We start from the raw sequence: 25,069 nt of genomic DNA, 5'->3' as shown, positions 1-25,069 counted from the left end.
TTGGATAGCCCCGATGCCCGATAGCGCCCCGCACACCACCCGCCGCGCCGATTACCACCCGCCCGTCTTCCTGATCGATACGGTGGAGCTGGATTTCCGCCTCGACCCCGCCGCGACGCTGGTGCGCGCCCGCCTCGCCTTCCGGCGCAACACGCCGGGGCCGATGCGGCTGGACGGTGTCGGCCTGACCCTGCTGGAGGCGAGCCTCGACGGCACGGCGCTGCCGCAGGAGCGGCTGGTTCACGGCGAGGATGGCAGCCTGACGGTCGAAGGCGTGCCCGACTCCGGCACGCTGGAGACACTGGTGCGGATCGCGCCGCAGGAGAATACCGAGCTCTCGGGCCTCTATACCTCCGGCGGCAATTTCTACACCCAGTGCGAGGCGGAAGGCTTTCGCCGCATCACCTACTTCCCCGACCGGCCCGATGTGATGTCCCGCTACACCGTGACCATCACCGCGCAGCGGGAACTCTGCCCGGTGATGCTGTCGAACGGCAATCCCGGTGGGACCGGCCATGGCAAGGACGGCACGCATTGGGTGCGCTGGGTCGATCCGCATCCGAAGCCGAGCTACCTTTTCGCCCTCGTCGCCGGTGAGCTGGTCACGGTGCATGAGCCCTTCGTCACCAAATCGGGCAAGCAGGTCTCGCTGAACATCTGGGTGCGGCGCGGCGACGAGGATCGCTGCGGCCATGCGATGGACAGCCTGATCCGCTCCATGCGCTGGGACGAGGAGGTCTTCGGCCTCGAATACGACCTCGACGTGTTCAACATCGCCGCCGTCTCCGATTTCAACATGGGGGCGATGGAGAACAAGGGTCTCAACGTCTTCAACACCAAATACGTGCTGGCGAAGCCGGAGACGGCGACGGATGGCGACTACCAGGGCATCGAGACCGTCATCGCCCATGAGTATTTCCACAACTGGACCGGCAACCGCGTCACCTGCCGCGACTGGTTCCAGCTTAGCCTGAAGGAGGGGCTGACGGTCTTCCGCGACCAGGAATTCAGCGCCGACCAGGGCAGCCGCGCAGTGAAGCGCATCCGCGATGTGCGCGGGCTGCGCGCGGCGCAATTCCCCGAGGATGCGGGGCCGATGGCCCATCCGGTGCGGCCGGAGAGCTATATCGAGATCGACAATTTCTACACCCCGACCGTCTACCAGAAGGGCGCCGAGGTGGTGCGGCTGATCCATACCCGGATCGGCGCCGCCGCCTTTCGCCGCGGGATGGATCTCTATATCGCGCGTTGTGACAACCAGGCGGTGACGATCGAGGATTTCGTCTCCGCCATGCAGGAGGCTTCGGGCGTCGATCTCTCCCGCTTCATGGGCTGGTACGACCAGGCCGGCACGCCGGAACTCACCGCCGAGGACCGCTATGAGCCGGAATCGCGCCGCTGGGTGCTGACGCTGCGGCAGCAGATCCCGCCGACGCCGGGCCAGGCGCAGAAGCATCCGGTGCCGATCCCGGTCGCCATGGGCCTGCTGGACGGCGCCGGCACCGAGCTGCCGACACGCCTCGCCGGTGAGAACGAGGCGCGGCCGGGCACGCGGCTGCTGCTGCTGGAAGGCGCCGAGCAGAGCTTCACCTTCGAGGACGTGCCCGCACCCCCTACCCCGTCCCTGCTCCGCGGCTTCTCCGCGCCGGTGAAGCTGAAGGGCGTCGCGCCGGAGCGGCTGCGCTTCCTCGCGGTGCATGACACCGACCCCTTCGTCCGCTGGGAGAGCGGGCTGCAATATGCGACCGGGCTGATGCTGCGGATGGTGGAGCAGCAGCAGCGCAGCGAGCCGCTCGGCTTCGATGCGGCGCTGGAAGAGGCGGTCCGCACCACCCTGCGCGCCGCCGAGACCGACCCGGCCTTCGCCGCCGAGGCGCTGGCCCTGCCCGGCGAGGGCTTCGTCGCCGACCAGATGGAGATCGCCGACCCGGCCGCGGTGCATGCGGTGCGGGAGCATCTGCGGGCCGAGATCGGCCGCCGCTGCGCCGATGCGCTGCGCGCCACCTATGACGGGCTGGCGGAGTCGGGCGAGTATCGCGTCGATGGCCGCAGCATCGGGCGGCGGGCGCTGCGCAATGCCTGCCTCGCCTATCTCGTCGCTGCCGGCGATACCGGCCTGGCCTCGGCGCAATACGGATCGGCGGGCAATATGACGGACCGTCTGGCCGCGCTCTCGCTGCTGGCGGATGCCGAGGGTCCGGCGCGGGAGGCACCGCTGGCCGATTTCCATGCGCGCTGGCACGGCGACGACCTGGTGCTGGACAAGTGGTTCTCCATCCAGGCCATGTCCAAGCGCGCCGATACGCCGGCTGCGGTGCGGGCGCTCTACCGCCATCCGGATTTCGACCTGCGCAACCCGAACCGCGCGCGGTCCCTGATCGGTGCCTTCGCCAGCGGGAATCCGCTGCATTTCCATGCCGAGGATGGCGAGGGCTACCGCTTCCTCGCCGATGCGGTGATCGCCCTCGACCCGATCAATGGCTCGATCGCGGCGCGGCTGATCGGGCCGCTCGGCCAGTGGAGGCGGCAGGCGCCGGCTCGGGCCGCGCTGATGCAGCGGGAGCTGCGGCGGGTGCTGGACACGCCGAAGCTCAGCCGTGGCACCTTCGAGAAGGCTTCGAAGGCGCTGGCCTAACCCGAAAGGGTCAGGCCGCCATCCACCACCACGGTCTGGCCCGTCACCATGGCGGCGCCGGCCAGGAGGAAGAGCATCACCTCGGCCAGGTCGTCTGGGGTGCAGCGGCGCTTCAGCAGGGCCTTGTCGATGCTGCTGCTGCGCTGCTCGTTGGTCCATTCGATCATCCAGGCGCTGTCCACCGCGCCCGGCGCCACGGCATTCACCCGCACTTCGGGCGCCAGGGCACGGGCGAGGTTCTTGGTCAGGCTGATGACGCCGGCCTTGGTCGCGCCATAGGCCATGGAGGAACCGGGCGAATTCAGCCCGGCAATGGAGGCGGTGTTCACCACCGCCCCGCCGGCCGCCCGCAGCGCCGGCGCCGCCGCCTTGGTGCAGCGGAAGACGCCGATGAGGTTCACCTGCACGAGCGTCTGCCACAGCTCCTCTGTGATGCGGTCGAGTTCATGGCTGGCGATGCTGGTGCGGCTGCCCGGGGTGCCGGCATTGTTGGCGAGGAAATCGAGCCGGCCGAGATCGGCCACCGCCTGCTCCACCATGCGCGGGCCATCCACCGCGTCGCCGACATTGCCGGGCGCGGCGATGACATCGAAGCCCTCGGCGCGCAGCCGCTCCACCTGCTCCGGCCCACGCGGATCATCCGCCAGGTGGTTCAACGCGACCCGGGCGCCGTTACGGGCCAACTGCGTTGCCAGGGCGAGGCCGATGCCGGAAGCGGCGCCGGTGACCAGCGCCGTCTTGCCGGTGAGGTCGTAGCGGATCATTCGCTGCGCTCCAGCCCGGCCATAGTGCCGATCTCCCGCATCGCCTGCTTCAGTGCGATCAGGCGTCGGTCACGCGCCTCGAACAGCGCGGCAGGGTCGCCCGGCCAGTCATAATAGCCGGCGCCGGCGAGGACGCCGGTGCGGCCTTCGGCCACCAGCCGGTCCAGAGTGTCGCTCCGACCACGCACCGGGGGAGGCGTATAGCTCTTGTTGGCGAGGATCGCCTGGGACAGGGCAAGGCCGGTGAAATCCGCCTTGGCGAAGACGCCGAGGATGGGCAGGCGCAAGGCAAGCCCGTGGATGATCGCGGCGTCGATCTCGGCCGGGCTCGCCACGCCTTCATCGAGGAGATGCTGCACCTCCAGCCCGATCGCCGCCTGGATGCGGTTGGCGACATAGCCGGGGACGAATTTCTTGAGGCCGAGCGGCTGCTTGCCCATGGCGCGCAGCATCCCCATCACGCCCTCGAAGGCAGCCGGCTCGCAATGCGGGCCGGGGATGACATCGACGAGGTCGACCAGATAGGGCGGCGTGTACCAATGGGCGATCAGTGCCCGCGCCTGCCGCGCCTCCGGGATCAGCGGAAAGACATCGAGATGGCTAGTATTGCTGGCGATCACCGCTTCAGGCGGCGCCAGGGCGTCCAGCTGCTCGAAGAGAGCGTGCTTCGCCTCCGGCGTCTCGATGATCGCCTCGACGATCAGCTCCGCCCCATCCACCGCGGCCGCGAGGTCGGGATGGCGGGTGACGGCCTGGGCGAGATGGGCGGAGGTCCAGTCCGCCGGCGCCTCGCCGCCCTCGACCAGCGTGGCCAGCGCCTTCTCCATCAGCCCCTGAGCGCGGGCGAGCGTCGCCCCGTTGCTGTCCGTCAGCCGCACTTGGTGCCCGCCCAGCGCAAAGACCAGCGCCAGCGCATGCCCCATCGTTCCCGCGCCGATGACCGCGACCCGTGCCATGGCTTTCCTCCTCTTTGGATTCGGGCCGATACTGCCGCCGGAGCGGAGGAAACAGAATGGCCGATCTGCTGATCCAACAGGGGCAAGGCCCCGGGCTGCGCTACCAGGACCTGGAGAACGGGGAGGATATCTGGCACTGGCTGGACGCGCCGCCGGCAGGCGCCACGGGCGGCATCCCCTACGCCTTCATCGCATCGCTCGGCGATGTCTCGCGCCCTGCCCCTTTCCTCTACACGGTCGAACTCGACATCGCCGAGGCCGACCTGCCCGCGATCTTCGAGTGGTATGAGCAGGAGCACCTGCCGATGCTGACCAGCTGCCCCGGCTGCATCGGCGGCACGCGCTACCAGCGGCTTGATGGCGGTGCGCCGAACCTGCTCGCCGCCTACCGCTTCGAGCGGCCGGAGGCGAACCAGACGCCGGAGTGGATCGCTGCCCGCTCCACCCCCTGGACGGAGCGGGTGCGGCCGATGTTCCGCAGCTCCCGCCGCTTCACCCGGCGCCTGCTGGCGTGACGTAGCCGAGCGCCCGATCGCGCGCCACTGCCTCGGGGCTGCGGCGCGCGGGGTCGCCGAAGCCGCCGCCGCCAGAGGTTTCGAGCCGGATGCGGTCGCCGCGCTGGAGCGGCACGTTGTCGGATTTCGGCGGCATCGGGCTTTCGCTGCCATCGCGCGTCAGCACCAGCTTGCCGGTGCTGGCGGGCGCCCCGCCGGCGAGGCCGTAAGGCGCATGGACGAAGCGGTCCATGTTCGCAGTGAAGAAGCAGCGCGGGCTGTCGATGCGCCATTCCCGCAGCAGGCCGAGGCCGCCGCGATGCTCGCCCGCGCCGCCGGAGTTGGGCAGCAGCACATAGCGGGTGATGGTGAGCGGGGCCTGCGCCTCGATCATTTCGATGGGGATGTTGCTGTTGTTGTGCATCCCGGCCGAAAGGGCGTTCACGCCGTCCTTCTTCGGATGCGCACCGGTGCCGCCGATCTCAATTTCGACCAGAACCTCGCGCTTCTCGTCCGCCGCCACGGTCTGGAAGGTGCAGACATAGGAATTGCCGTAATAGGCCGCCGGGATGCGGTCCGGCACCGCCTGGTGCAGCGCGCCGAACATGGCGTTCAGCAGCCGGTGGGTGACGGCGATGCGGTGAACGACCGGCGCCGGCGCCCGGGCATTCACCACCGAGCCTTCCGGCGCGATGGTGCTGACCGGCCGGTAGCAGCCGGCATTGGCGGCGAAGGGTTCGTCGCAGGCGCACATCACGGCGAACATGACAGCGGCATTGCTGCTGGCGAGCGTCGCATTGGTCGGCCCCTGCACCTGGGGCGAGCAGCCGGAGAGATCGACCGAGATGCTGTCGCCCCGGATGGTCAGCGCGACATGCAGCCTGATGGGCTTGTCGAGGTCGATGCCGTCATCGTCGAGCCAGTCGGTGAATTCATAGGTGCCGTCCGGCATGCGGGAGATGGCGGCGCGCATCGCCTGCTCACTCATGTCGAGGATGCGGCGCCCGGCCTCGATCATGCCCTCGGCGCCATAGCGGGCGGCGAGGCGGCGGAGTGCTGCGGCGCCCACCTCAAGCGAGGCGATCTGGCTCTGCAGGTCGCCCAGCAGCAGGTCCGGCTTGCGGATGTTCTGGCGGATCATCGCCCAGACGCCCTCGTTGCGGCGTCCGTTCTCGATCAGCTTCAGCGGCGGGATGCGAAGCCCTTCCTGAAAGATCTCGATGGCCTTCGCCGCATAGCTACCGGCGACCAGCCCCCCGACATCAATATGGTGGCAGAGCGTGCCGACGAAGGCGATGCGCCTGCCCTCTCGGAAGACGGGCTTGAAGGCGCAGATGTCGGGCAGGTGCTGGCCGCCGCAATAGGGGTCGTTGGAGATGACGACGTCATCCGGCCCCCAGGTCGCGGGATCGACATAGCGGTCGAGGATCTCCCGCAGGAAATGGGACATGCTGTTGAGGTGGCTCGGGATGCGGGCGGATTGGGCAAGGTTGTTGCCCTCCGCATCGAAGACGGCGGTGGAATAGTCGAGCAGCTCGCGCACGATGGTGCTGCGGCTGGTCCGCCAGACGGTGACGTCCATCTCGGCGGCGGCGGCGGTCAGCGCGTTGCGGATGACCTCGATCTCGATCGGTCCGAGGCTCATGCGTCGCTCCTGGCAATGAGGGCGCCGGCGGTGCCGAGCGTGGCGGTCCAGCCGGAGCCGATCCAATGGGTGGCGAAGGGTTCCTCGACGATGGCGGGGCCGGTGATGCGGTCCTCGGGCTTCAGCGCCTCGCGATCCCAGACCGGCAGGTCGTGCCACGCGCCATCGGCGAAGACGCGGCGCTGGCCCTTCAGCGATGGCCGGTCCTCGGGGCTGGGCTCCGCCGCATCCGGCTTCGGCAAGCGGCCGGTGGCGATGGCGCGGAGGGTGACGATCTCGACCGCCTCCTGCTCGTCGGCATAGCTGAAGCGCTGGCGGTGCACCGCATGGAAGCGGGCGAGCAGCGCGGCGAGGTCCGGTATCTCGGGCCAGGGGATCAGCAGCTCGAAGGCTTGGCCGTGGTAGCGCATGTCGGCGGCGACGGCGACCTCGCGCCGTTCGGGCGGCACGCCGTCACGGGCCAGGCCGGCCTCGGCCTCGGCGCGGAGGGTGGCGATGCTCTCCTCGATAGCGGGCAGGCTTGCCGGCACGGCCGGCATGACGCGGGAGCGGGCGATGTCCTGCACGAGGTCGCTGTAGAGGATGCCATAAGCGGAGAGCGTGCCGGGCTCCCTCGGGAAGATCACCTCGCGGATGCCCATCTCGGCGGCGACATCGGTCGCATGCAGCCCGCCGGCGCCGCCGAAGCTGAGCAGCGCAAAGTCGCGCGGGTCGAGCCCCTTCTCGAAGAGCGAGAGCCGCACCGCCGCGCCGAGATTGGCGTTGGTGACGGTCAGCATGCCCTGCGCCGCCGGCTCGACCGCGAGGCCGAGCGGGGTGCCGACGCGGGCGGCGATGGCCTCGCGCGTCGCCGGCATGTCTAGCTTCATCATGCCGCCGAGGAAATAGTCGGGATCGAGCCGGCCGAGGGCGAGGTTGGCATCCGTCACCGTCGGCTCCGTCCCGCCGCGGCCATAGGCGACGGGACCGGGGCGGGAGCCGGCACTGCGCGGGCCGACCGTCAGTCGCCCGCCGCTGTCGACGCTGGCGATGGAGCCGCCGCCGGCGCCGATGGTGCGCATCTCGACCATCGGCAGCCGCACCGGCAGCCGGTCGATCTCGCCCTGGGTCACGACGGAGACGCGATGGCTCTGCACCACGGAGACGTCGTAGCTGGTGCCGCCCATGTCGACGGCGACGAGGTTCGGCCGCCCGAGCAGCTCGGCGATGCGGCCCGCGGCCAGCGCGCCGCCGGAGGGACCGGAGAGCAGCAGCCGCGCCGGCTGCCCGGCCGCCTGGCGCAGGCTGCACACGCCGCCATTGCTCTGCACGAGGAAGACGAGCGGATGGAAGCCCCCTTCACCCAGCCGCGCCTCTAGCCGGTCGAGATACGCTTTCACCACCGGCATCAGCAGGGCGTTCAGCACGGTGGTGCTGCTGCGCTCGTATTCGCGGGTCTCGGGGCTGATCTCGGAGGACAGCGAGATGGGCAGTGCGGGCCGGGCGGCGGCGATCAGTGATTTCAGCCGCCGTTCATGCGCCGGGTTGACGTAGCTGTGCAGCAGGCAGACCGCAACCGCCTCCGCGCCGAGCGCATCGAGTTGCGCGAGCAGGCCGGGCAGCGCCGCCTCATGGAGCGGCTGTTCGGCAGTGCCGTCGGCGCGCATGCGCTCCGGCACGCCGAGGCGGCGGTCGCGCTCGATCAGGCAGGGGAAGGGATCGAGGTCGAGCTTGTAGAGCTCGCGCCGTACATGGCGGGTGATCTCCAGCACATCCTCGAAGCCCGCCGTGGTCAGCAGCACGCCGCGGGCAAGCTTGCGCTCGAGCACGGCATTGGTGGCGATGGTGGTGCCGTGCAGCAGCAGCCCGACCTCGGGCAGGGCGAAGCCGAAGCGCGCCGCCGCCTCGGTCACGCCGCGCAGCAAGCCGATGGACGGGTCCTCCGGCGTGGTCGGCGTCTTCCAAGCGCGGACGGCGCCGTCGCGGGCGTCGAGGATCTGCAGGTCGGTGAAGGTGCCGCCGATATCGACGGCGATGCGGATGGGCTTCTCGCTCATCCCATCACCCGCGGCAACCAGAGCGCGATATCGGGCCATATCATCATCAACACCACCGCCAGAAGATAGGCCCCGAGGAAGGGCATCACGCCCGCGAAGACATCGGTGATGGGCCCGGGCCGCGGCCGCATCCCCTGCAACACATACATCACCGTGCCGTCCGGCGGGCTGATCTGGGCGATCTCGACCAGCATCGTCACCATGACCCCGAACCAGATGGGATCGTAGCCCAGCGCCTGCACCACCGGGAAGATCACCGGCACGGTGGTGATGATCATGGAGAAGCCCTCCATGAAGGTGCCAAGCGCCAGATAGAGCGCGAGGATCGCCGCCATGATCGCCCAGGGCGGCAGCGGCAAGCCGCCGATGAAGGCGGCAAGCGTCTGCGGCACGTTGATCGTGGTCAGCAGGTAGTTCAGCAGGTAGGCGCCGAAGATGATGAGGCCGAGCAGCGCCGTGTTGCGCGCCGTCGCCTCCGCGCTGGCGTTCAGCAGGCGAAGCGAGAGCTTGCCCTCGATCGCGGCGAAGACCGCGGCGCCGATCACGCCAAGCGCCGCCGCCTCGGTCGGCGTGGCATAGCCGGCATAGATGGAGCCGAGCACCAACAGCATCAGCAACAGCGTCGGCACGAGATCGACAAGCGCCCGCAGCTTGAGGGCCAGCGGCAGCCGTTCCGGCTTCGGCAGTGGGTGCCGCAGCCCGTGGATAGTGATGACAAGGATGAAGAGGCCGGTCACCAGGATGCTCGGCAGCAAGGCGGCGATATAGAGCGCGCCGACCGAGGTCTCGGTAATGAGGCCGTAGATGATGAAGGTGATGCCCGGCGGAATGAGGTTGCCGAGCGCCCCGCCTGCGGCCAGCGAGCCGAGCACCATCCGCTGGCTATAGGCCGAGTTGTTGAAATAGGGCAGCGCGACGGAGCCCATCGTCGCCGCCGTCGCGACCGAGGAGCCGGAAATCGCCGAGAAGACGGCGCAGGAGACGATGTTGGTGTGCAGCAGACCGCCCGGCAGCCGGTTCAGCCACACGTTGAGCGCCCGGTAGAGCCGGTCCGAGAGGCCGGCGCGCAGCAGGATCTCCCCCATCAGCAGGAAGAGCGGCACGGCGACGAGCACGAAGTTGGAGGACGGGCCCCACAGCGTCTGCCCTGCGAAGGCCCACCAGGGCCGGTCGGAGAAGGTGAGCCCGATCAGCACGCCGAGCAGGCCGAGCACCGCCGCGACATAGACGCCGGCACCGAAGAAGACGAGGAAGGCCCCGGTCAGCGCCAGGATTTCTGCCAGTGGCATCGCCTGGCCGCCGCTCACCGCCGCGAACAGCGCAAAACCCAGCAGGACCAGCATCAGGACGACGGCGATCATGGGTGACGCGCCATCTCGACGGCCTCCAGGGCCTCGGCCGCTTCATCGTCGATACTGCGGGAGCCAAGCAAGCGGTCCAGCTCCTCGGGCCGGCCAGCGAGCAGGGCAAGGACGCCGTCCAGCATCAGCACCAGGATCATGGCGCAGAAAGCGAAGATGCCGAAGGCCCAGATGCCCTGCGGCAACACCAGCGGCACGCGCAACGCGCTGTTGTCGTGGGCGTCGAACAGGATGCTCTCATCCACCAGCGACCAGGCGGCCCAGGCGCAGAACGCGGCGAAGACGCCAAGCAGCAGCAGCGAGAGCAGGTGCAGCACCGCCCGCAGCCGCAGCGGCAGGCGGTTCACCCAGACATCGACGCGGATATGGGCCCGCCGCGCCAGGGTATGCGCCAACGCCCAGGCGATTCCGCCGGCCAGCATATAGCCCGTCACCTCCACCGTGGCGGCGGAAGAGATGCCGAGGAAGCTGCGCCCCAGGATATCGAAGGTGATGAAGACTGCGCAGGCCAGGTAATTCCATCCTGCGACATAGGCCATGCCCGCCGCCAGGGCGGCGACGCCGCGCCGCAACCCCCTCACCCGCCGAACCGGATGCCGGAGATGGGCGCGATCACCTGGTTGTAGACCTCGCCGCAGCGCGCGCCGCAGCGGCGGACGAAGCCGGGCAGGACAGTCTTCTCCAGGATCTCGCGCAGCGCGGCGCTGTCGGCGGCGGTCGCCGGCACCTCCGTCATCGGCCGCGTCGCCAGGCTGTGGATCCGGCAGGCATCGGCCTTGCCGATGGCGCAGTCGAGCCCGTCCCGCGTCGCCGCGGCGCCGAGCTCCCACTGCTTCTCGCTCACCTCGCGCAGCGCGCCTTCGAGGAAGGCTCGCACCTGCGGGTCGAGCCGGTTCCACCAGGCGATGTTGACCATGTAGCCGGCCAGCGCCCAGGAGACGGGGAGGTTCGAGACATGCGTCGTCACCTCTGGCCAGCGCGCTGCGACGCCGCTGCCGGTGCCGGTGATGGCGCAATCCACCACGCCGCGCTCCAGCGCCGAATAGACCTCGGGGAAGCCGATCGAGACCGGCTGCGCACCGAGGGCGGTGAAGAAATCCACCAGCGAATTGCCGAAGGTCCGCACCTTCCGCCCGCGCAGGTCGGCAAGGCTGGCGAAGGGCGCGCGGCAGAAGACCACCTGCGCCGGGAAGGGATAGATCACCATCAGCCGGGCGCCGAAACGCTCCAGGTCCCGGTTCACCACCGGCAGCATGGCCTCGGCGATGCGCTTGGCCGTGCCGATATCGGGCGCGAGGCCGGCGAGATCGACCATGTCGAGGATTGGCACATCGCCCGAGAGCGTCGTCAGTGTGGCGGCACCGATATCGGTCTGGCCGGAGCGCACCAGCCGCACCAGCTCCGTGCCGGAGAGGTTGCGTTCGGCATGGGTCGAGAGCTGCACCTCGATCCGCCCACCGCTGCGTTGGCCGACCGCCTCGCGCAGCACGGGGATATCGACGCGGGTATATTGCGGCTGGGTCGGCAGCGGCTGGGTCACGGCGACCACCGTCACCTTCGGGCCGGCCGGCAGGCTCGCCGGCACCTGGGCGGTGGCGGCGCCGGCCAGGGCGAGCGCCGCCACGGCGGCAAGCAGGATCGATCTCATGCGGAAGCCACTCCCAGCTCGATGGTGATGTTGCCGAACCCGTCCAGCGCCGCGACGGCGCCGGGCGGGACCAGGCAGGTGCAGTCATATTCCTCGATGATGAGGGGGCCGGCCTGGGGCGCGGCCAGCGCGGCGCGGGCCAGCACCGGCGTCTCCAGCCAGCCATGGGCGCGGCCGAAATAGGCGGGGCGCGCCGGCTCCGGCGGCGGCGTGGCCCCGGGCGAGAGCCTGTCCGGCATGCGCGGCCGCTCCGGCAGGCCGCGGCCAAGCACCTGCAGCGCCACGACCTCCACCGGCTCGTCGGCGCCGGCGCGGTGGCCATAGGTGCGCTCATGCTCGGCGCCGAAGCGCTCCGCCAGCACATCCGGCCCATCGCCCGCCCCGAAGCCCACCTGCAATTCGAAGGACTGGCCCTGGTATCGCAGCGTCGCGGCGCGCTGGACGGCGATGCGGGCGGCGGGGAAGCCCTGCGCCGCCAGGCGGCTCCTCGCCTCCTCCACCAGCGCCGCACTCGCCGCCTCCAGCGCAGCGGGATCGAGGCCCTGGACGGGCCGCCGCCAGGAGCGGGAGAGATGCACCTCGACATCCGAGGCGAGCAGCCCGACCGCGGAGAAGACGCCGGCCGAGGGCGGGATCACCACCTGCCGCATTCCCAGCGCCTCGGCCATGCCGGCGGCGAAGAGCGGCCCGTTGCCGCCAAATGCGACCAGGGCGAAGCCACGCGGATCGCGCCCCCGTTCGGAGGAGACGGCCTTGATGGCGCGGATCATGTTGGAGGCGGCGATCAGATGCGCGCCATGCGCCGCTTCCTCGGGCGCAAGGCCGAGCGGCACGGCGATCTTCCCGGCGATGGCGGCGCGGGAGGCGGCGGCATCGATCGGCAGTGCACCGCCCACCAGATGGCGGGGATTCAGATAGCCGAGCACGACATTGGCGTCCGTCACCGTCGGCTGGGTATTGCCGCGGCCATAGCAGACCGGGCCGGGCAGCGCCCCGGCACTCTCCGGCCCCACCTGAGGTGCGCCCGCCGCATCGAGCCAGATCAACGAGCCGCCACCGGCGCCGACCTCGGCCAAGTCGATGGACGGGACCTTCAGCTGGTAGCCGGCGCCCGAGAGCAGGCGGGAGCCGACCATGATGCCGGCGCCGACGCTGTATTCGCCGGCCCGCGCCACCTCATACTCCTCGATGACGCCAGCCTTGGCCGTGGTGCCGCCCATGTCGAAGGAGATGACGCGCGGCAGGCCGGCCCGCCGCGCCAGGGCCTGGGCGCCGATGACGCCGGCGGCCGGGCCACTTTCCACCACATGCACCGGCAGCCGCGCCGCCTCGGCGGCCGGCATCAGCCCGCCGGAGGATTGCATCAGCAACAGTGGCGCCCGCAACCCGCCGCCTTGCAGGTCGCCGATCAGGGCATTGAGGTAGCGCCCCAGGACCGGGCCGATATAGCTGTTAATGACGGTGGTCGAGCTGCGCTCGTATTCCTTCATCTCCGGCAGCACATCGACGCTGAGCGAGACCGGCAGGTCCGGCGCCAGCTCCGCGATGATGGCGCCGATCCGCCGCTCATGCGCCGGATTGGCATAGGAATGCAGCAGGCAGACGGCAATAGCCTCGACACCCTCGCGCAACAGCGCCTCCACCGCCGCCCGGGCTCCGGCCTCGTCGAGCGGGATCTCCACCTCGCCGCGATGGTTGACCCGCTCCGTCACGCCGAGGCGGAGATGTCGGGGCACCAGCGGCGCCGGCTTCTCCCAGCGCAGGTCGTAGAGGCGCGGCATGCGGAGGGTACGGATCTCCAGCACGTCGCGGAAACCCTCGGTGGTGATGAGGCCGGTGCGGGCCCCCTTGTGCTCGAGGATGGCGTTGGAGGCGACCGTCGTCGCATGCAGCACCTCCTCCACCTCCCCGGCGGCGAAGCCGGCCTCGTCGAAGAGCATGGCCAGGCCCTCGACGATGGCGCGGCCGTAATCGCCGGTGCTGGAGGAGACCTTCTTCGTCCGCAACGCGCCCTCGTCGCTGATGGCGACGAGGTCGGTGAAGGTGCCGCCGATATCGGCGCCGACCCGCCAGCTCATGCTGCGCGCTCCCGCGTGATGGCAGGCAGCGGGCCGCGGCCGGCGCGGCGCTCAGCCCGCAGCACCTCGGTCGCCTCCCGGTCCACCGCCCAGCCCGGGGTAATGACGACGCCGTAGTCGAGCCGCGCCGCATGCAGCGAGACGAGGCCGTTGCGCGCGTCGCGCAGCACCAGCGCCGGGTCGCGGGCCAGCGGGTCGCCCCAGCCGCCGCCCCCCGGCACCTCCAGGCGGAAGAGATCGCCATGGCGGAGGGTGATGCAGAATTTGGAGGGCAGCGGCTCGGTCTTCCCCTCCCGCGTCAGCCAGTTCATCGAGGGCGCACCGGCGCCGCCGCCTTGCAGCCCGAAGGGCAGGAAGGCGCGGCGATCGGCGCGGACCTGAAGCACCCCCTCGGCCTCGAGGAAGCGGTATTCGCGGCAGAAGGGCGCGCCACCGCGATACTGGCCGGCGCCCATGGTGTCGGGCAGGAACTCGTAGCGGGTGATCTGAATCGGCTGCTCCGCCTCCGTCACCTCGATCGAGGGTGAGGCCATATTGGCGAACATGTGGCTGTTGCCGTCACAGCCATCGGCGAAGGGCCGGCCGCCCCAGGCGGAGCAGGTGAAGTCCACATAGATGAAGGGCGTCCGCTCCGGCGTGTAGCCGCCGATGGAGACGCCGATATTGCCGCCGTCGCCGGCGGCGCCGACCCGTTCGGGCAGCATCTGCGCCAGCGCACCGAAAAGGCAATCGACCATGCGGAAGCCGGTGAGGCCGCGCGCCGCGCAGGCGGCGGGCAGCACGCCATGCGCCAAGGTGCCGCGCGGCGCAATCACTTCGATGGCGCGGAAATAGCCCTCATTGTTCGGGATATTGGTCGGCAGGACGCTGCGGATACCGCAATAGGCCGCCGAGCGCGTATAGCTGAAGGTGTTGTTGATGGCGCCCTTCACCTGCGGGCTGGTGCCGGTCCAGTCCACCACCATCCGGTCGCCGCGCTTCTCGACCCGGACGCGCAGCGGGATCGGCTTGCCGACATCAACGCCATCATCGTCGATATGGTCCTCGAACCGCCATTCGCCATCGGGCAGGTCGAGCAGCGCGGCGCGGGTCAGCCGTTCAGCATAATCGAGCAGCTCATCCATATAGAGCTGCGTCATCTCCCGGCCGTAGCGCGCGACCAGCTCCTTGAAAGCCCGCTCTGCGATGGTGCAGGCGGCGAGCTGGGCGCGGAGATCGCCGAAGACCTTGACCGGCACGCGCACATTGCGCTCGATCATCATGTGCAGGGTCGGGTTCGGCCGACCGCGCTCATAGAGCTTCAGCGGCGGGATGCGCAGCCCTTCCTGATAGATCTCCGTGCTGTCGGAGGCATTGGAGCCGGGGACGCGGCCGCCCACATCGGTGTGGTGGCAGATGGTCGCGGCGATCGCCACCCGTTCCCCATCCACGAAGATCGGCTGGAACAGGAAGATATCCGGCAGGTGCATGCCGCCCTCGAAGGGGTCGTTGAGGACGAAGATGTCGCCCTCCTGCATGTCCTCGCCATAGCGGCGGATCACCGCGGCCAACGCTTCGGGGATGGAGCCGAGATGGCTCGGCAGCGTCAGCCCTTGCGCCACCAGCCGGCCGCCCGCGTCGCAGAAGGCGGTGCTGTAATCCATATTGTCCTTCAGCACCGCGGAATAGGTGGTGCGATGGACCGTCAGCGCCATCTCATCCGCGATGGAGAAGATGGCGTTCTTGAACAGCTCGAACTCGATCGGGTCGTAGTCCCGGGCCGCCATCTGCCGCCTCCGCGCCGATTTCCGCGGCAGCATGGCATGGCTGCGCCGCCTGTCCATCATCCGCGGCGGGGGCAATGGGGCCGCAGCGACCAGCCCTGCCCGCCGCTTGGGCAGGCGAGCCCAGCCCCTGGGCAGGCGCTGGGGACTTTGCGGCGCGGGATGCTGTGCTAGCCTCCGCGCCGAGGATGGGATGGATCGGCATGCCGCAGAGGATCGGACGCAGGGGCCTGGTCGCCTCCGGCATGGCGCTGGCCCTGCCGGCCTGGGCGGAGACCTATCCCAGCCGGCCGATCCGCATGATCGTCCCCTTCCCGCCCGGCGGCGGCGTCGATCTCACCGCCCGGCTGCTGGCCGAGCCGTTGCAGCGGGAACTGGGCCAGACCATCGTCATCGAGAATCGCGGCGGCGCCGGCGGGGTCATCGGCGTGGAGGCCATGGCCCGCTCGCCGGCCGATGGCTACACCCTCTCGCTGACCGGCGCCGGCACTACCACGGCCGGGCCTCATCTGCGGCCGCTGCCCTATGAGGCAATGGGTCTCGCCCATATCACCCGCCTGGTGCGGATGCCCTTCATCATCGCGGTGCGCAACACGCTGCCGGCGAAGACGCTCGAGGAGTTCATGGCACTCGGCCGCCGCGGCGAGATCCGCTGGGCCTCGGGTGGCATCGGCACCAGCCAGCATCTGGCGGGCGAGCTGTTCAAGCAGATGTCGGGGCTTGCCATGGTGCATGTCCCCTATCGCGGCACCGGGCCGGCGCTGAACGACCTCGCGGCGGGGGTGGTCGATGCCTATTTCGGCGATCCGGCGACGCTGACGCTCATCAAGGGCGGTCAGGCGCGGGCGATGGCCGTGACTTCGCCCGAACGCTGGCCGCTGCTGCCGGAGGTGGCGGCCGCGGCCGAGGCGGTGCCAGGCTACGAGGCCGAGAATTGGTATGGGCTCGCCGCGCCGCCGGGCACGCCGCAGGCGGTGCTCGACACGCTCTCGGCCGCGATCCGCAAGGTGATGGCGGACCCGGCCGTGGCAGCCAAGTTCGATGCGGCGGGGCTGCATCCGGCGCCGCTGCCCATCACCGAGTACCGCGCCTTCCTGGCGCGCGACACCGAGACCTGGGGCCGCGTCGTGCGGGCCGGCAATATCCGCGTGGATGGCGATTAGCGCATGCTGAGACTGGCGGTCGATATCGGCGGCACCTTCACCGACCTGGTGCTGGAGGAGGACGGGCAGTCCTGGTCCACCAAGCTCCTCACCACCCCCGCGGCGCCGGAGCAGGCGGTGCTGGATGGCACGCGGCGCATCCTGGCGCTCGCGGGGCGGCAGCCGGCGCAACTCGGGCTTGTGGTGCATGGCACGACGCTCGCCACCAATGCGCTGATCGAGCGCAAGGGCGCCCGCACGGCGCTGGTGACGACCGAAGGCTTCCGCGATTCCATCGAGATCGCCTGGGAACATCGCTTCGAGCAGTACGACATCCATATGGAGCGGCCGGAGCCGCTTGTGCCGCGGCCCTGGCGGCGCGGCGTGCCGGAGCGCGTCGCCGCCGACGGCGCGGTGCTGAAGCCGCTCGACGAGGCGGCTCTGCGCGCCATCGCCGAGGATTTCCGCCGCGACGGCATCGAGGCCGTGGCCATCTGCTTCCTCCACAGCTTCACGCATGAGGCGCATGAGCGCCGCGCCGCCGAGATCCTGGCGGAGGCGCTGCCGGGCGTCGGCCTGTCGCTGTCCTGCGAGGTGGCGCCGGAGATCCGCGAATACGAGCGCGCCTCCACCACCATTGCCAATGCCTATGTGCAGCCGCTGATGGCCGGCTATCTCGGCCGGCTGGAGAGCGGGCTGCGCGAGGCCGGCATCGTCGCGCCGCTGCTGCTGATGATGTCCTCGGGCGGCGTCACCACCGTCGAGACCGCGCGGCGCTACCCCGTGCGGCTGGTCGAGAGCGGGCCGGCGGGCGGCGCCATCCTGGCACAGGCCGTCGCCGCCGAATGTGGGCTCGACCGCGCCGTCGCCTTCGACATGGGCGGCACGACGGCGAAGCTGACGCTGCTCGACGGATTGGAGCTCCAGCGCTCCCGCCAGTTCGAGGTGGCGCGGGCCTATCGCTTCGTGCAGGGGAGCGGCATCCCCGTCCGCATTCCGGTGATCGAGCTGGTGGAGATCGGCGCCGGCGGCGGCTCCATCGCGCGGCGCGATGCGCTGGGGCGCATCCAGGTCGGGCCCGACAGCGCCGGCAGCGTCCCCGGCCCTGCCTGCTACGGCAATGGCGGCACCGAGCCGACGGTGACGGATGCCGATGCGGCGCTTGGCCGGCTCGATCCGGCGCGCTTCGCCGGCGGCAGCATCCCGCTGCATCTCGACCGCGCCGAGGCCGCTCTCACCGGGCTCGGGACCGATGCGGCGGCGGGCGTGGCCGAGATCGTGGACGAGACCATGGCGAGCGCCGCCCGCGTCCATGCCGTGGAGAACGGCAAGGACACCGCCGAGCGCACGCTGATCGCCTTTGGCGGCGCGGCGCCGCTGCATGCGGCGCGGCTGGCGCGGAAGCTCGGCATGGCGCGCGTCGTGGTGCCGGTCGGCGCCGGCGTCGGCTCGGCGCATGGCTTCCTGCGCGCGCCGATCGCCTATGAGGTGGTGCGCACCCGGCACATGCGCCTCGACGCGCTCGATGCCGCGGCGCTGGAGGCGCTGTTTGCCGCCATGCGGGCGGAGGCGGAGGCGGTGGTCCGCCTCGGCGCGCCAGCCGAAGAGCTGGTCGAGACGCGCACCGGCTTTATGCGCTATCGCGGCCAGGGGCATGAGATCGCGGTGCCGATCGCCACGCTCGACTCCGCGGCGCTGCGGGCGGGCTTCGATGCCGCCTATGCAGCCCTCTTCGGCCGCACCATCCCCCGGCTGGAGGTGGAGGCTCTGACCTGGACCCTGGCGCTGGCCACCATCCGGCCCCTGCCCTCGCCCATTGCCGATCCGCCGCCCCGCCCCGCCCCGGCGCCCGCCGCCTGGCGGATGGTGCTCGACCCCGCGACCGGGCTGCGGGAGGAGGCGGCGCTGCATGAGCGGACGGCGCTGGCGCCGGGCATGGCCCTCGCGGGACCGGCGCTGATCGTCGAGGACGCCACCACCACCGTCGTACCGCGCGGGGCCAGCGCGCGGGTCAATGCGCTGGGGCAGCTCGTGCTGGAGATCGCGCCATGAGGGATATCCGCCTGCAGGTGATGTGGAACCGGCTGCTCTCGGTCGTCGAGGAGCAGGCCCGGGCGCTGGTGCGTACCGCCTTCTCGACTAGCGCGCGGGAGGCGGGCGACATCTCCGCGGGCGTCTTCGACCTGGAAGGCCGGATGCTGGCTCAGGCCGTCACCGGCACGCCCGGCCATGTAAATTCCATGGCCCGCAGCGTGGTGCATTTCCTCCGCGAGTTTCCCGTGGAGACGATGAAGCCGGGCGACCACTTCATCACCAACGACCCGTGGAAGGGCACCGGCCACCTCTACGACATCGTCATCACCTCGCCCGCCTTCCATGACGGGAAGCTGGTCGCGCTGTTTTCCTGCACCACGCATGTGGTCGATATCGGCGGGCTCGGGCAGTCGCCGGATGGGCGGCAGGTCTATCACGAGGGGCTGTTCATCCCGTTGCTGCCGCTGGTCCGCGGCGGCGTGTGGGACGAGAGCCTGCTGCGCATGGTCCGCGCCAATGTGCGCGAGGCGGTGCAGGTGGAGGGCGACATCCACGCCCTCGTCGCCTGCAACCTGATCGGCGAGCGGCGGCTCTCCGCCATGATGGAGGAGCACGGCATCGCCGATCTCGACGAGCTGGGCGCGCATATCATCGAACGGTCCCGCGCCGGGATGGAGGCGGCGATCCGCGCCCTGCCGCAGGGCAGCTGGGACGGGCATATGCGGATCGACGGCTATGACGCGCCGATCGACCTCCGCGCCCGGGTCACCATCGCGGGCGACCATGTGGCGGTTGATTATGCCGGGACCTCCGCCGCCTCCTCCTACGGGATCAACTGCCCGATCTGCTATACGGAGGCCTATACGGCCTTCGGCGTGAAATGCATCGTCGCGCCGACCATCCCCAACAATGCCGGGACGCTCGACGCCATCCGGGTGACGGCGCCGGAGGGGACCATCGTCAATGCGCTCCATCCGGCGGCGGTGAATGCGCGATCGACCATCGGCCATATGCTGCCCGATGTCGTCTATGGCGCGCTGCACCAGTGCATCCCCGGCCGGGTGCCGGCGGAGGGGACGAGCAATCTCTGGAACCTCAAGCTCGGCGCCGGGCATGGGATGACGGGCACGGGCGGGGGCGGCACGCCCTTCATGGTGACGACCTTCCATTCCGGCGGGGCCGGGGCGCGGCCGCGGCAGGATGGGCTTTCGGCCACCCCCTTCCCCTCCGGCGTGCGGAACGTGCCGGTCGAGATCACCGAGACCATCGCGCCGGTGGTGGTCTGGACCAAGGAGCTGCGGCCGGATAGCGGCGGCGCCGGGCGGCAGCGCGGCGGCCTCGGCCAGGTGATGGAGGTGGAGCACCGGCATGGCGCCCCCTTCGGCATCTTCGCCACCTTCGAGCGAGTGCACTACCCGGCGCGCGGGCGCGAGGGCGGGCTGCCGGGGGCGGCGGGGCGGCTTTCGCTGGCCGATGGGACGGTGCTGAAGGGCAAGGGCTTCCAGGTGATCCCGGCCGGCGGGCGGCTGGTGGTGGAGATGCCGGGGGGCGGCGGCTATGGCCCGCCGGAGGAGCGCGACCCGGCCGCCGCCGAGCGGGACGCGGCGGCGGGGCTGGTCGCTAAGCCATTGATGCAGCTTCTGGACAAATAGGGATCTGGCCCCGGCCCTGGTCCCCTGCGGGTGCTTTTCGGGCGGAGGCGGCATCGCGGTCTCCTAAGGCTAAGCGGCGCGAGGCTAGCCCTGGCGGGGGTGGCGAAGCAAGATTTCTTTCCTATACCTCTCGCCCGTGCCGGCTTCAGATTAAGCCGAGGGTTATCCCCAGCGCGGTCATGTCGTCGGAGGAGATGATGGCCGAGGGCGCCCTCGTCATCCTCCTTGAAGGGTCGCATGGCGGACCACCAGGGGGTGACGCCATACTGCCCTTCCGGCGTGTCGCCCTTGGTGAGCTTGAAGAGGAGCATGCCCTTCGGCAGCGTCTCGATCCGCCATTGGCGAAGCCGGCCCGGTCGGATTTGCAGAGCCGGTAGAAGCCCGCGATCGAAAGGCTCTGATTAATCATTAGTGTCCTGTTCTTTAGTGGGTCTCACCGTGGAGAAGGCAAATATTTTAGGAAAGAGCTTTGCGGCTTATTAGCGCCAATCGCACCTCAGAATACAATTTCCTATATTTACGTAAATTATAACTTTCCCTGCTCTGCGACACAGTGGCCTGATCTACCATCTGTTGTAAGTTTTCATATGCGTGCCGAAGCCAGTCTAAGCTATTTTGATCGCTCATAATTTCCGCGTATTGAATAGCTTGGTCGCTATACCTCAGCAGATGATACGAACGCCGTGCGTCATTTTTTATGCAGCCCTGTAATACGTCCATGCTTTCCTTAATGCCTTGCAATGCTGTATTATCACGGACGTTGCGCTTCAGTACATCAATGTTGGCTTCAAATAAGATACGTGCATGAGTATTTCTTATTGAAAACACTCGGCCTCGGCTTTTTGATAGTGCTGTATCGATCCAGGAGAAAGCTTCAGTAAAGCTTTTCATTTTTGATAAATAAATTGCACCGTGCTGGTAATCATACGCATTATCGGTCGAGCGTACTAAACGCTCGTAAAACCGTTGTCCGTCTTCAACTCTTGGAAATGCTTTACGTGCAAAATCATTATCGTAAGCATATCTTCGAAATACCGGATAATCTACAATTAGACGCGTTGACACAGACGTGTGAAATCGTTCGAATATGCGACCAAATGAGCGGGAGCTGCACTCCCTGAGCGCAACTCGAGCAAGAGCACCTGACCTCACAGAAAAATGGTCCTGGTCCGAATCATTTGCGAGGTCTACCTCAACAAGAAAGCTGTCTATTCTCCTTATTACGTCGTATACGTCGCCGTATTCTTTACGGTGCTTCGGGAGGTAAGTATAAATCATATCAAAAGAAACTATAGTTCGACAAGCGGCGACATAACACGCCATAATATAAACATCAAACGCTTCCGAATCTTTTGCTTCAAATTCTGCCAATTTCGATCGAAATCTGCTAGTTAAATTTTCATCCATTACATGGCGGCGGAACGACTCAAAAAGCCCTAATTCGCTACTATCGTACTCCACCATGTCAATTTCATCAGGGTGCCACCTCCTGATATCAACTGGTATCGAATCAATAATCCGCTGCAAGTCCTGAATTAATATATCTGAACTGGAATGAACGTCAAGTCTTGCTTGCATAGACCGTAACCCGACCGAGTCAAAGTATATACTTTGCTCTGCGCAGACAATTTGCGCGCCTATCTTGTTCACAAGAAGATCAATAGGATCTCGGGAATCAATTAAATTATCGACAAAAATCAGGGCTTTGCCGGCCTGTCCATGATGCTCCGCAACAATTTTATCTGCTTGCGGATTCGTAATTCTATCAAAGTACAATATCGGTCGATCAGCCGCGAGCTCTGCTGCAACCTGTTTCAAAATCGTTGTTTTTCCCGACAGCGGGAGGCCAACAATCGCCACATGTTTGCCATTAAAAATTGAGTTTTTTACGGCGGAGTTAATCCTCCTTCTAACTACTTGACTTGAATACGCATCAGACCACTCAGGCTCAGCCCCAAGAAAGAAATTGCGAATAGGTCGTTGCGCTACCTCAGCAATGTTTGGAACTTGGCCCGTGAAGATCTGGCGCCCAGATCGAACTACAGCAGGCGTAACTGGATTAGTTCGATCCGCAACGAACTTTAAAAAGTCCTCCGCTTCACCAACGATAACATGGAAACCCAAACTAGTATAAAGTGCACTTGCCGCTTCATCATGGCGTCTCAGTAAAATCCATCGATTTACAAGCGACCTCGAAGACCCATCTTGAAGAGCCTGCAGAACACCAGCATCACGCATTCCGTAGCCAAGAAAAAACGTAGGCCGCGCCTGCAACTCACGTTGGAAAACATACCAAGTTTGGCGATCAGATGCGAAAGCCGAAGCGATTTGACCAGGCGTAAAAAGAAAATCCGAATCTTCGTGGCGAACATTTCCGTGGAGGGGAATGAATTGGACAACTTCCGATGGTTGGCGCGGAGCCCCATACAGAGTAAGATCATGCAGAACTCTTTTATCGTCACCGCCACGAGCATCAAATATTTTAAAGGGAAGGTCATCTATGTTAGTGGTGTAGAGAAATTCCACTTCTAATGACCTGAGGGCATCATATCTACTGTCATAATCTGTTACTGTAAATGTTTTTGCAAGAAAATCCCGGAGTGCATCTCGCCTATCTGCCAGTAAGACTGCATAAAGGCCTGCAAGGTCCAAGCTTGCATACGGCTCTAAATTGAATTCTTTCACCAATAAATCTTTAAGTCCATCACCGACGGGAAGGGACTTGGTAAAGCGGTTTTTTGCAAGGGTAGAAAATCCTGCTCCGAGAAACAAGTTCACACCCCGCACGAAATCTGCGCTTAACAAGCCGGATTCACTTACGTTTAACACAGCTTTTCCCTCCACGCTCCCAAGCGTCCCATAAATTTATCGCGCGCGCAATATTTTTGTAATCCATCTTGTTCTATTTTTTATTTCTGCACTATTTTTTTTCTTTCTTTAAATTTTTGTTGTTCGATTGCTTTTTTGGATGACCGAAAAGGAGCGCCGCCGGCGCCGTGGCTCACAAGCGCCAGCCCCGCCTCAGCCATCATCGCCGAAGCCCGGCTTCAGATAAACCCAAGCGCCATCCCCAGCGCCGTCATGTCATGCGCCGAGATGACCGCCGAGCGCTTGATATGCACATCCCTCAGATTCGGGATGAAGAGCTGCCAGGCCTCCAGACCGCCCAGCACATCGGGCAGCATGGCACTGCCATTGACCTGCCTCTCCTGGGCCTTGCGGGCGCGCATATCGGCCAGGTTGTAGTTGGGCGCGCTCCATTTCGGCTGCGGCGTGAAGGTGCCCCAGAAGGCCTTGGCATCGTCCAGCAGCTCCACCTGGACGTAATTGTCCAGGTCGTTCCAGTCGATCCGCACCGCGGACATGAAGCGGACCATCGCGCTCATGTCGATGCCGTTGAGCTTGGCCTGCTGGTAGCGGCCGAGGGCGCCCTCGTCATCCTCCTTGAAGGGCCGGACGGCGGACCACCAGGGGGTGACGCCGTACTGCCCTTCAGGCGCGTCGCCCTTGGTGAGCTTGAAGAGGAGCATGCCCTTCGGCAGCGTCTCGATCCGCCATTTGGCGAAGCCGGCTTGGTCGGATTTGCGGAGCCGGTAGAAGTCGGCGATCGAGAGGTTCTCGTTGAGCATGGATGTGGCGCTCCCCCTGGTCCGGGGAGGGCCGGACATTCCACGATCCTACAGATATTGACGCGTAGGTTACATTGAAATCCAGAAGCACACGTTTGCGGCGAGGACGCGCGATGCCTGTACGACCCTGCGCGGGAACGTCCCTGATGCCGCCCGTTCAGTGAATACCATCCCACGGCATGGAATTCGGACCGGCCCCATCGCAGGAAATAGACCTCGCACTATTCGCCGAATAGTCGAAGTAAGCGCCTTGAAATAATCTTCACGTCCCAGGCAAAATCCGGACTCCGTCCAATCCTCGGTGGTAATTCTCCAGCCGCTACCTGGCCCGACCACAGGGAAGTATTTACCATGCGCAACAATATCGCCAGCCTCCGGCTGGCCACGCTCCTGCTCGCCCTGAGCCTCCCCGCCGCGGCACAGACAAACCCCGCCCCGCAGCCCTCGCCGGTCGCCGCCTCGGCCGAGGGGGGGCCGGATATCGGCCTGCCGAACCCGACCCTGATCAACTGCCTGCCCGTCTTCGGGGAGGGCGCCCAGGCGGTCGGCCCCGTCAGCGCCGATCCGGAACAGGCGACGGTGGGCCGGCCCATCATCGGCACGCGCTGCGCCCCGGCCGAATAGCCCGCCGCGGCCATGCGGGCTTTCCTGCTGGCCTATCTGGCGATCCTGGTCACGCCGGGGCCGAACCTCCTGGTCATCGCCGGGGTCGCCGCCCTGCGCGGCCTCCGCGGGGCGGTGCCGATCTGCCTCGGCATCGCCCTCGGCGCCGGCACGCTGAACGCGGCGCTCGCGGCGACCCTCGGCACGGCGCAGCTGGCGGATGAGGTCGCTGCGGGCGGCCGCCTCCTCAGTGCGGCGATGCTGCTCTGGGTCGCCTTCTCCATCGCCCGCAGCCGGCCGCCGGATGCCGCCCGCGCCGCCCGCCGCGCCCAGGGGGCCGAGTTCAGCGCCGGCTTCTGCACCGCCCTCACCAATCCGATCTCGGCGGCCTTCTTCGCCGCGCAATTCCTCGGGCCGCTCGGCGCGATGGCGGCGGTGCGCCCGCTGGTTCCGGTGGCCGTGGTCGGGATGGCCCTGCTGGTGTCGCTCGGCTTCGCCATGCTGCTGGCGCATCCGGCCTGCCAGCGCGCGGCGCTGGCCTGGCATCGCCCGATCCGGCTCGGGGCCGCCCTGGCCCTGGTGCTGATGGCGACCTCGGTCCTCGCCTCCCTGGTGGCGTGACCGGGCCG

General features: G+C 67.4%; 18 protein-coding genes. 7 read left to right on the top strand and 11 right to left on the bottom strand.

The window, feature by feature from the left end:
• The first annotated feature begins 13 nt into the window (after positions 1 to 13).
• Positions 14 to 2,635, top strand: a complete 2,622-nt coding sequence (pepN, locus tag JMJ55_RS20750) for an aminopeptidase N (RefSeq protein WP_202827517.1) — start codon at positions 14 to 16, stop codon at positions 2,633 to 2,635.
• On the opposite strand, the gene JMJ55_RS20745 is transcribed toward pepN, so the two are convergent.
• Positions 2,632 to 3,399: an SDR family NAD(P)-dependent oxidoreductase gene (locus JMJ55_RS20745; RefSeq protein WP_202827516.1), complete on the bottom strand. Its 768-nt coding sequence runs from the start codon at positions 3,397 to 3,399 to the stop codon at positions 2,632 to 2,634. The two genes, pepN and JMJ55_RS20745, sit on opposite strands and share 4 nt — an antisense overlap.
• Positions 3,396 to 4,355 carry a 3-hydroxyacyl-CoA dehydrogenase family protein gene (locus JMJ55_RS20740; protein ID WP_202827515.1) on the bottom strand — a complete coding sequence of 320 codons (960 nt, stop codon included), beginning with the start codon at positions 4,353 to 4,355 and terminating at the stop codon, positions 3,396 to 3,398. Before JMJ55_RS20740 ends, JMJ55_RS20745 begins: the two co-directional genes overlap by 4 nt.
• 56 nt (positions 4,356 to 4,411) lie before the next feature.
• Here JMJ55_RS20740 and JMJ55_RS20735 point away from each other — a divergent pair, with 56 nt between their 5' ends.
• Positions 4,412 to 4,870 (top strand): hypothetical protein, encoded by a 459-nt coding sequence (locus JMJ55_RS20735; RefSeq protein WP_202827514.1) that lies wholly within the window; start codon positions 4,412 to 4,414, stop codon positions 4,868 to 4,870.
• On the opposite strand, the gene JMJ55_RS20730 is transcribed toward JMJ55_RS20735, so the two are convergent.
• The 7 genes from JMJ55_RS20730 to JMJ55_RS20700 are packed head-to-tail and all read right to left on the bottom strand — an operon-like array spanning position 4,848 to position 15,383.
• Positions 4,848 to 6,494 carry a hydantoinase B/oxoprolinase family protein gene (locus JMJ55_RS20730; protein ID WP_202827513.1) on the bottom strand — a complete coding sequence of 549 codons (1,647 nt, stop codon included), beginning with the start codon at positions 6,492 to 6,494 and terminating at the stop codon, positions 4,848 to 4,850. The two genes, JMJ55_RS20735 and JMJ55_RS20730, sit on opposite strands and share 23 nt — an antisense overlap.
• Entirely contained in the window at positions 6,491 to 8,530 is a 2,040-nt protein-coding gene (locus JMJ55_RS20725; protein WP_202827512.1) for a hydantoinase/oxoprolinase family protein, read from the bottom strand. Before JMJ55_RS20725 ends, JMJ55_RS20730 begins: the two co-directional genes overlap by 4 nt.
• On the bottom strand, positions 8,527 to 9,891 hold the full coding sequence (locus JMJ55_RS20720) for a TRAP transporter large permease (protein WP_202827511.1): 1,365 nt from the start codon (positions 9,889 to 9,891) through the stop codon (positions 8,527 to 8,529). Before JMJ55_RS20720 ends, JMJ55_RS20725 begins: the two co-directional genes overlap by 4 nt.
• Positions 9,888 to 10,463 (bottom strand): TRAP transporter small permease subunit, encoded by a 576-nt coding sequence (locus JMJ55_RS20715; protein ID WP_202827510.1) that lies wholly within the window; start codon positions 10,461 to 10,463, stop codon positions 9,888 to 9,890. The genes JMJ55_RS20720 and JMJ55_RS20715 overlap by 4 nt, the downstream gene beginning before the upstream one ends.
• Before the next feature lie 5 nt (positions 10,464 to 10,468).
• Complete coding sequence (locus tag JMJ55_RS20710) at positions 10,469 to 11,539, bottom strand: TRAP transporter substrate-binding protein (protein WP_202827509.1); 1,071 nt, start codon at positions 11,537 to 11,539, stop codon at positions 10,469 to 10,471.
• On the bottom strand, positions 11,536 to 13,617 hold the full coding sequence (locus JMJ55_RS20705; RefSeq protein ID WP_202827508.1) for a hydantoinase/oxoprolinase family protein: 2,082 nt from the start codon (positions 13,615 to 13,617) through the stop codon (positions 11,536 to 11,538). Before JMJ55_RS20705 ends, JMJ55_RS20710 begins: the two co-directional genes overlap by 4 nt.
• Complete coding sequence (locus JMJ55_RS20700; RefSeq protein ID WP_202827507.1) at positions 13,614 to 15,383, bottom strand: hydantoinase B/oxoprolinase family protein; 1,770 nt, start codon at positions 15,381 to 15,383, stop codon at positions 13,614 to 13,616. The genes JMJ55_RS20705 and JMJ55_RS20700 overlap by 4 nt, the downstream gene beginning before the upstream one ends.
• Positions 15,384 to 15,583: 200 nt before the next feature.
• On the opposite strand from JMJ55_RS20700, the gene JMJ55_RS20695 reads away from it, so the two are divergent.
• The 3 genes from JMJ55_RS20695 to JMJ55_RS20685 are packed head-to-tail and all read left to right on the top strand — an operon-like array spanning position 15,584 to position 20,208.
• Positions 15,584 to 16,543, top strand: coding sequence for a Bug family tripartite tricarboxylate transporter substrate binding protein (locus JMJ55_RS20695; RefSeq protein WP_202827506.1), 960 nt, complete (start codon positions 15,584 to 15,586; stop codon positions 16,541 to 16,543).
• A gap of 3 nt (positions 16,544 to 16,546) precedes the next feature.
• Complete coding sequence (locus JMJ55_RS20690; RefSeq protein WP_202827505.1) at positions 16,547 to 18,574, top strand: hydantoinase/oxoprolinase family protein; 2,028 nt, start codon at positions 16,547 to 16,549, stop codon at positions 18,572 to 18,574.
• Positions 18,571 to 20,208, top strand: coding sequence for a hydantoinase B/oxoprolinase family protein (locus JMJ55_RS20685; protein ID WP_202827504.1), 1,638 nt, complete (start codon positions 18,571 to 18,573; stop codon positions 20,206 to 20,208). The genes JMJ55_RS20690 and JMJ55_RS20685 overlap by 4 nt, the downstream gene beginning before the upstream one ends.
• 456 nt (positions 20,209 to 20,664) lie before the next feature.
• Here the strand turns inward: JMJ55_RS20685 and JMJ55_RS20680 are convergent, their stop codons facing one another.
• Both JMJ55_RS20680 and JMJ55_RS20675 read right to left on the bottom strand, forming a co-directional pair.
• Positions 20,665 to 23,052, bottom strand: coding sequence for a P-loop NTPase (locus JMJ55_RS20680; protein WP_202827503.1), 2,388 nt, complete (start codon positions 23,050 to 23,052; stop codon positions 20,665 to 20,667).
• A 203-nt stretch (positions 23,053 to 23,255) separates the two neighbouring features.
• Complete coding sequence (locus tag JMJ55_RS20675) at positions 23,256 to 23,837, bottom strand: hypothetical protein (protein ID WP_202827502.1); 582 nt, start codon at positions 23,835 to 23,837, stop codon at positions 23,256 to 23,258.
• A 351-nt stretch (positions 23,838 to 24,188) separates the two neighbouring features.
• Between JMJ55_RS20675 and JMJ55_RS20670 the strand changes: the two genes are divergently transcribed.
• Both JMJ55_RS20670 and JMJ55_RS20665 read left to right on the top strand, forming a co-directional pair.
• Positions 24,189 to 24,461: a hypothetical protein gene (locus JMJ55_RS20670; RefSeq protein ID WP_202827501.1), complete on the top strand. Its 273-nt coding sequence runs from the start codon at positions 24,189 to 24,191 to the stop codon at positions 24,459 to 24,461.
• 12 nt (positions 24,462 to 24,473) lie between these two features.
• Positions 24,474 to 25,061, top strand: a complete 588-nt coding sequence (locus JMJ55_RS20665; RefSeq protein WP_202827500.1) for a LysE family transporter — start codon at positions 24,474 to 24,476, stop codon at positions 25,059 to 25,061.
• Positions 25,062 to 25,069: the final 8 nt, after the last annotated feature.

The organism is Belnapia mucosa, from assembly GCF_016775475.1.
Classification (GTDB): Bacteria; Pseudomonadota; Alphaproteobacteria; order Acetobacterales; family Acetobacteraceae; genus Belnapia; species Belnapia mucosa.
This window is presented reverse-complemented; position numbering and strand designations above follow the sequence as displayed.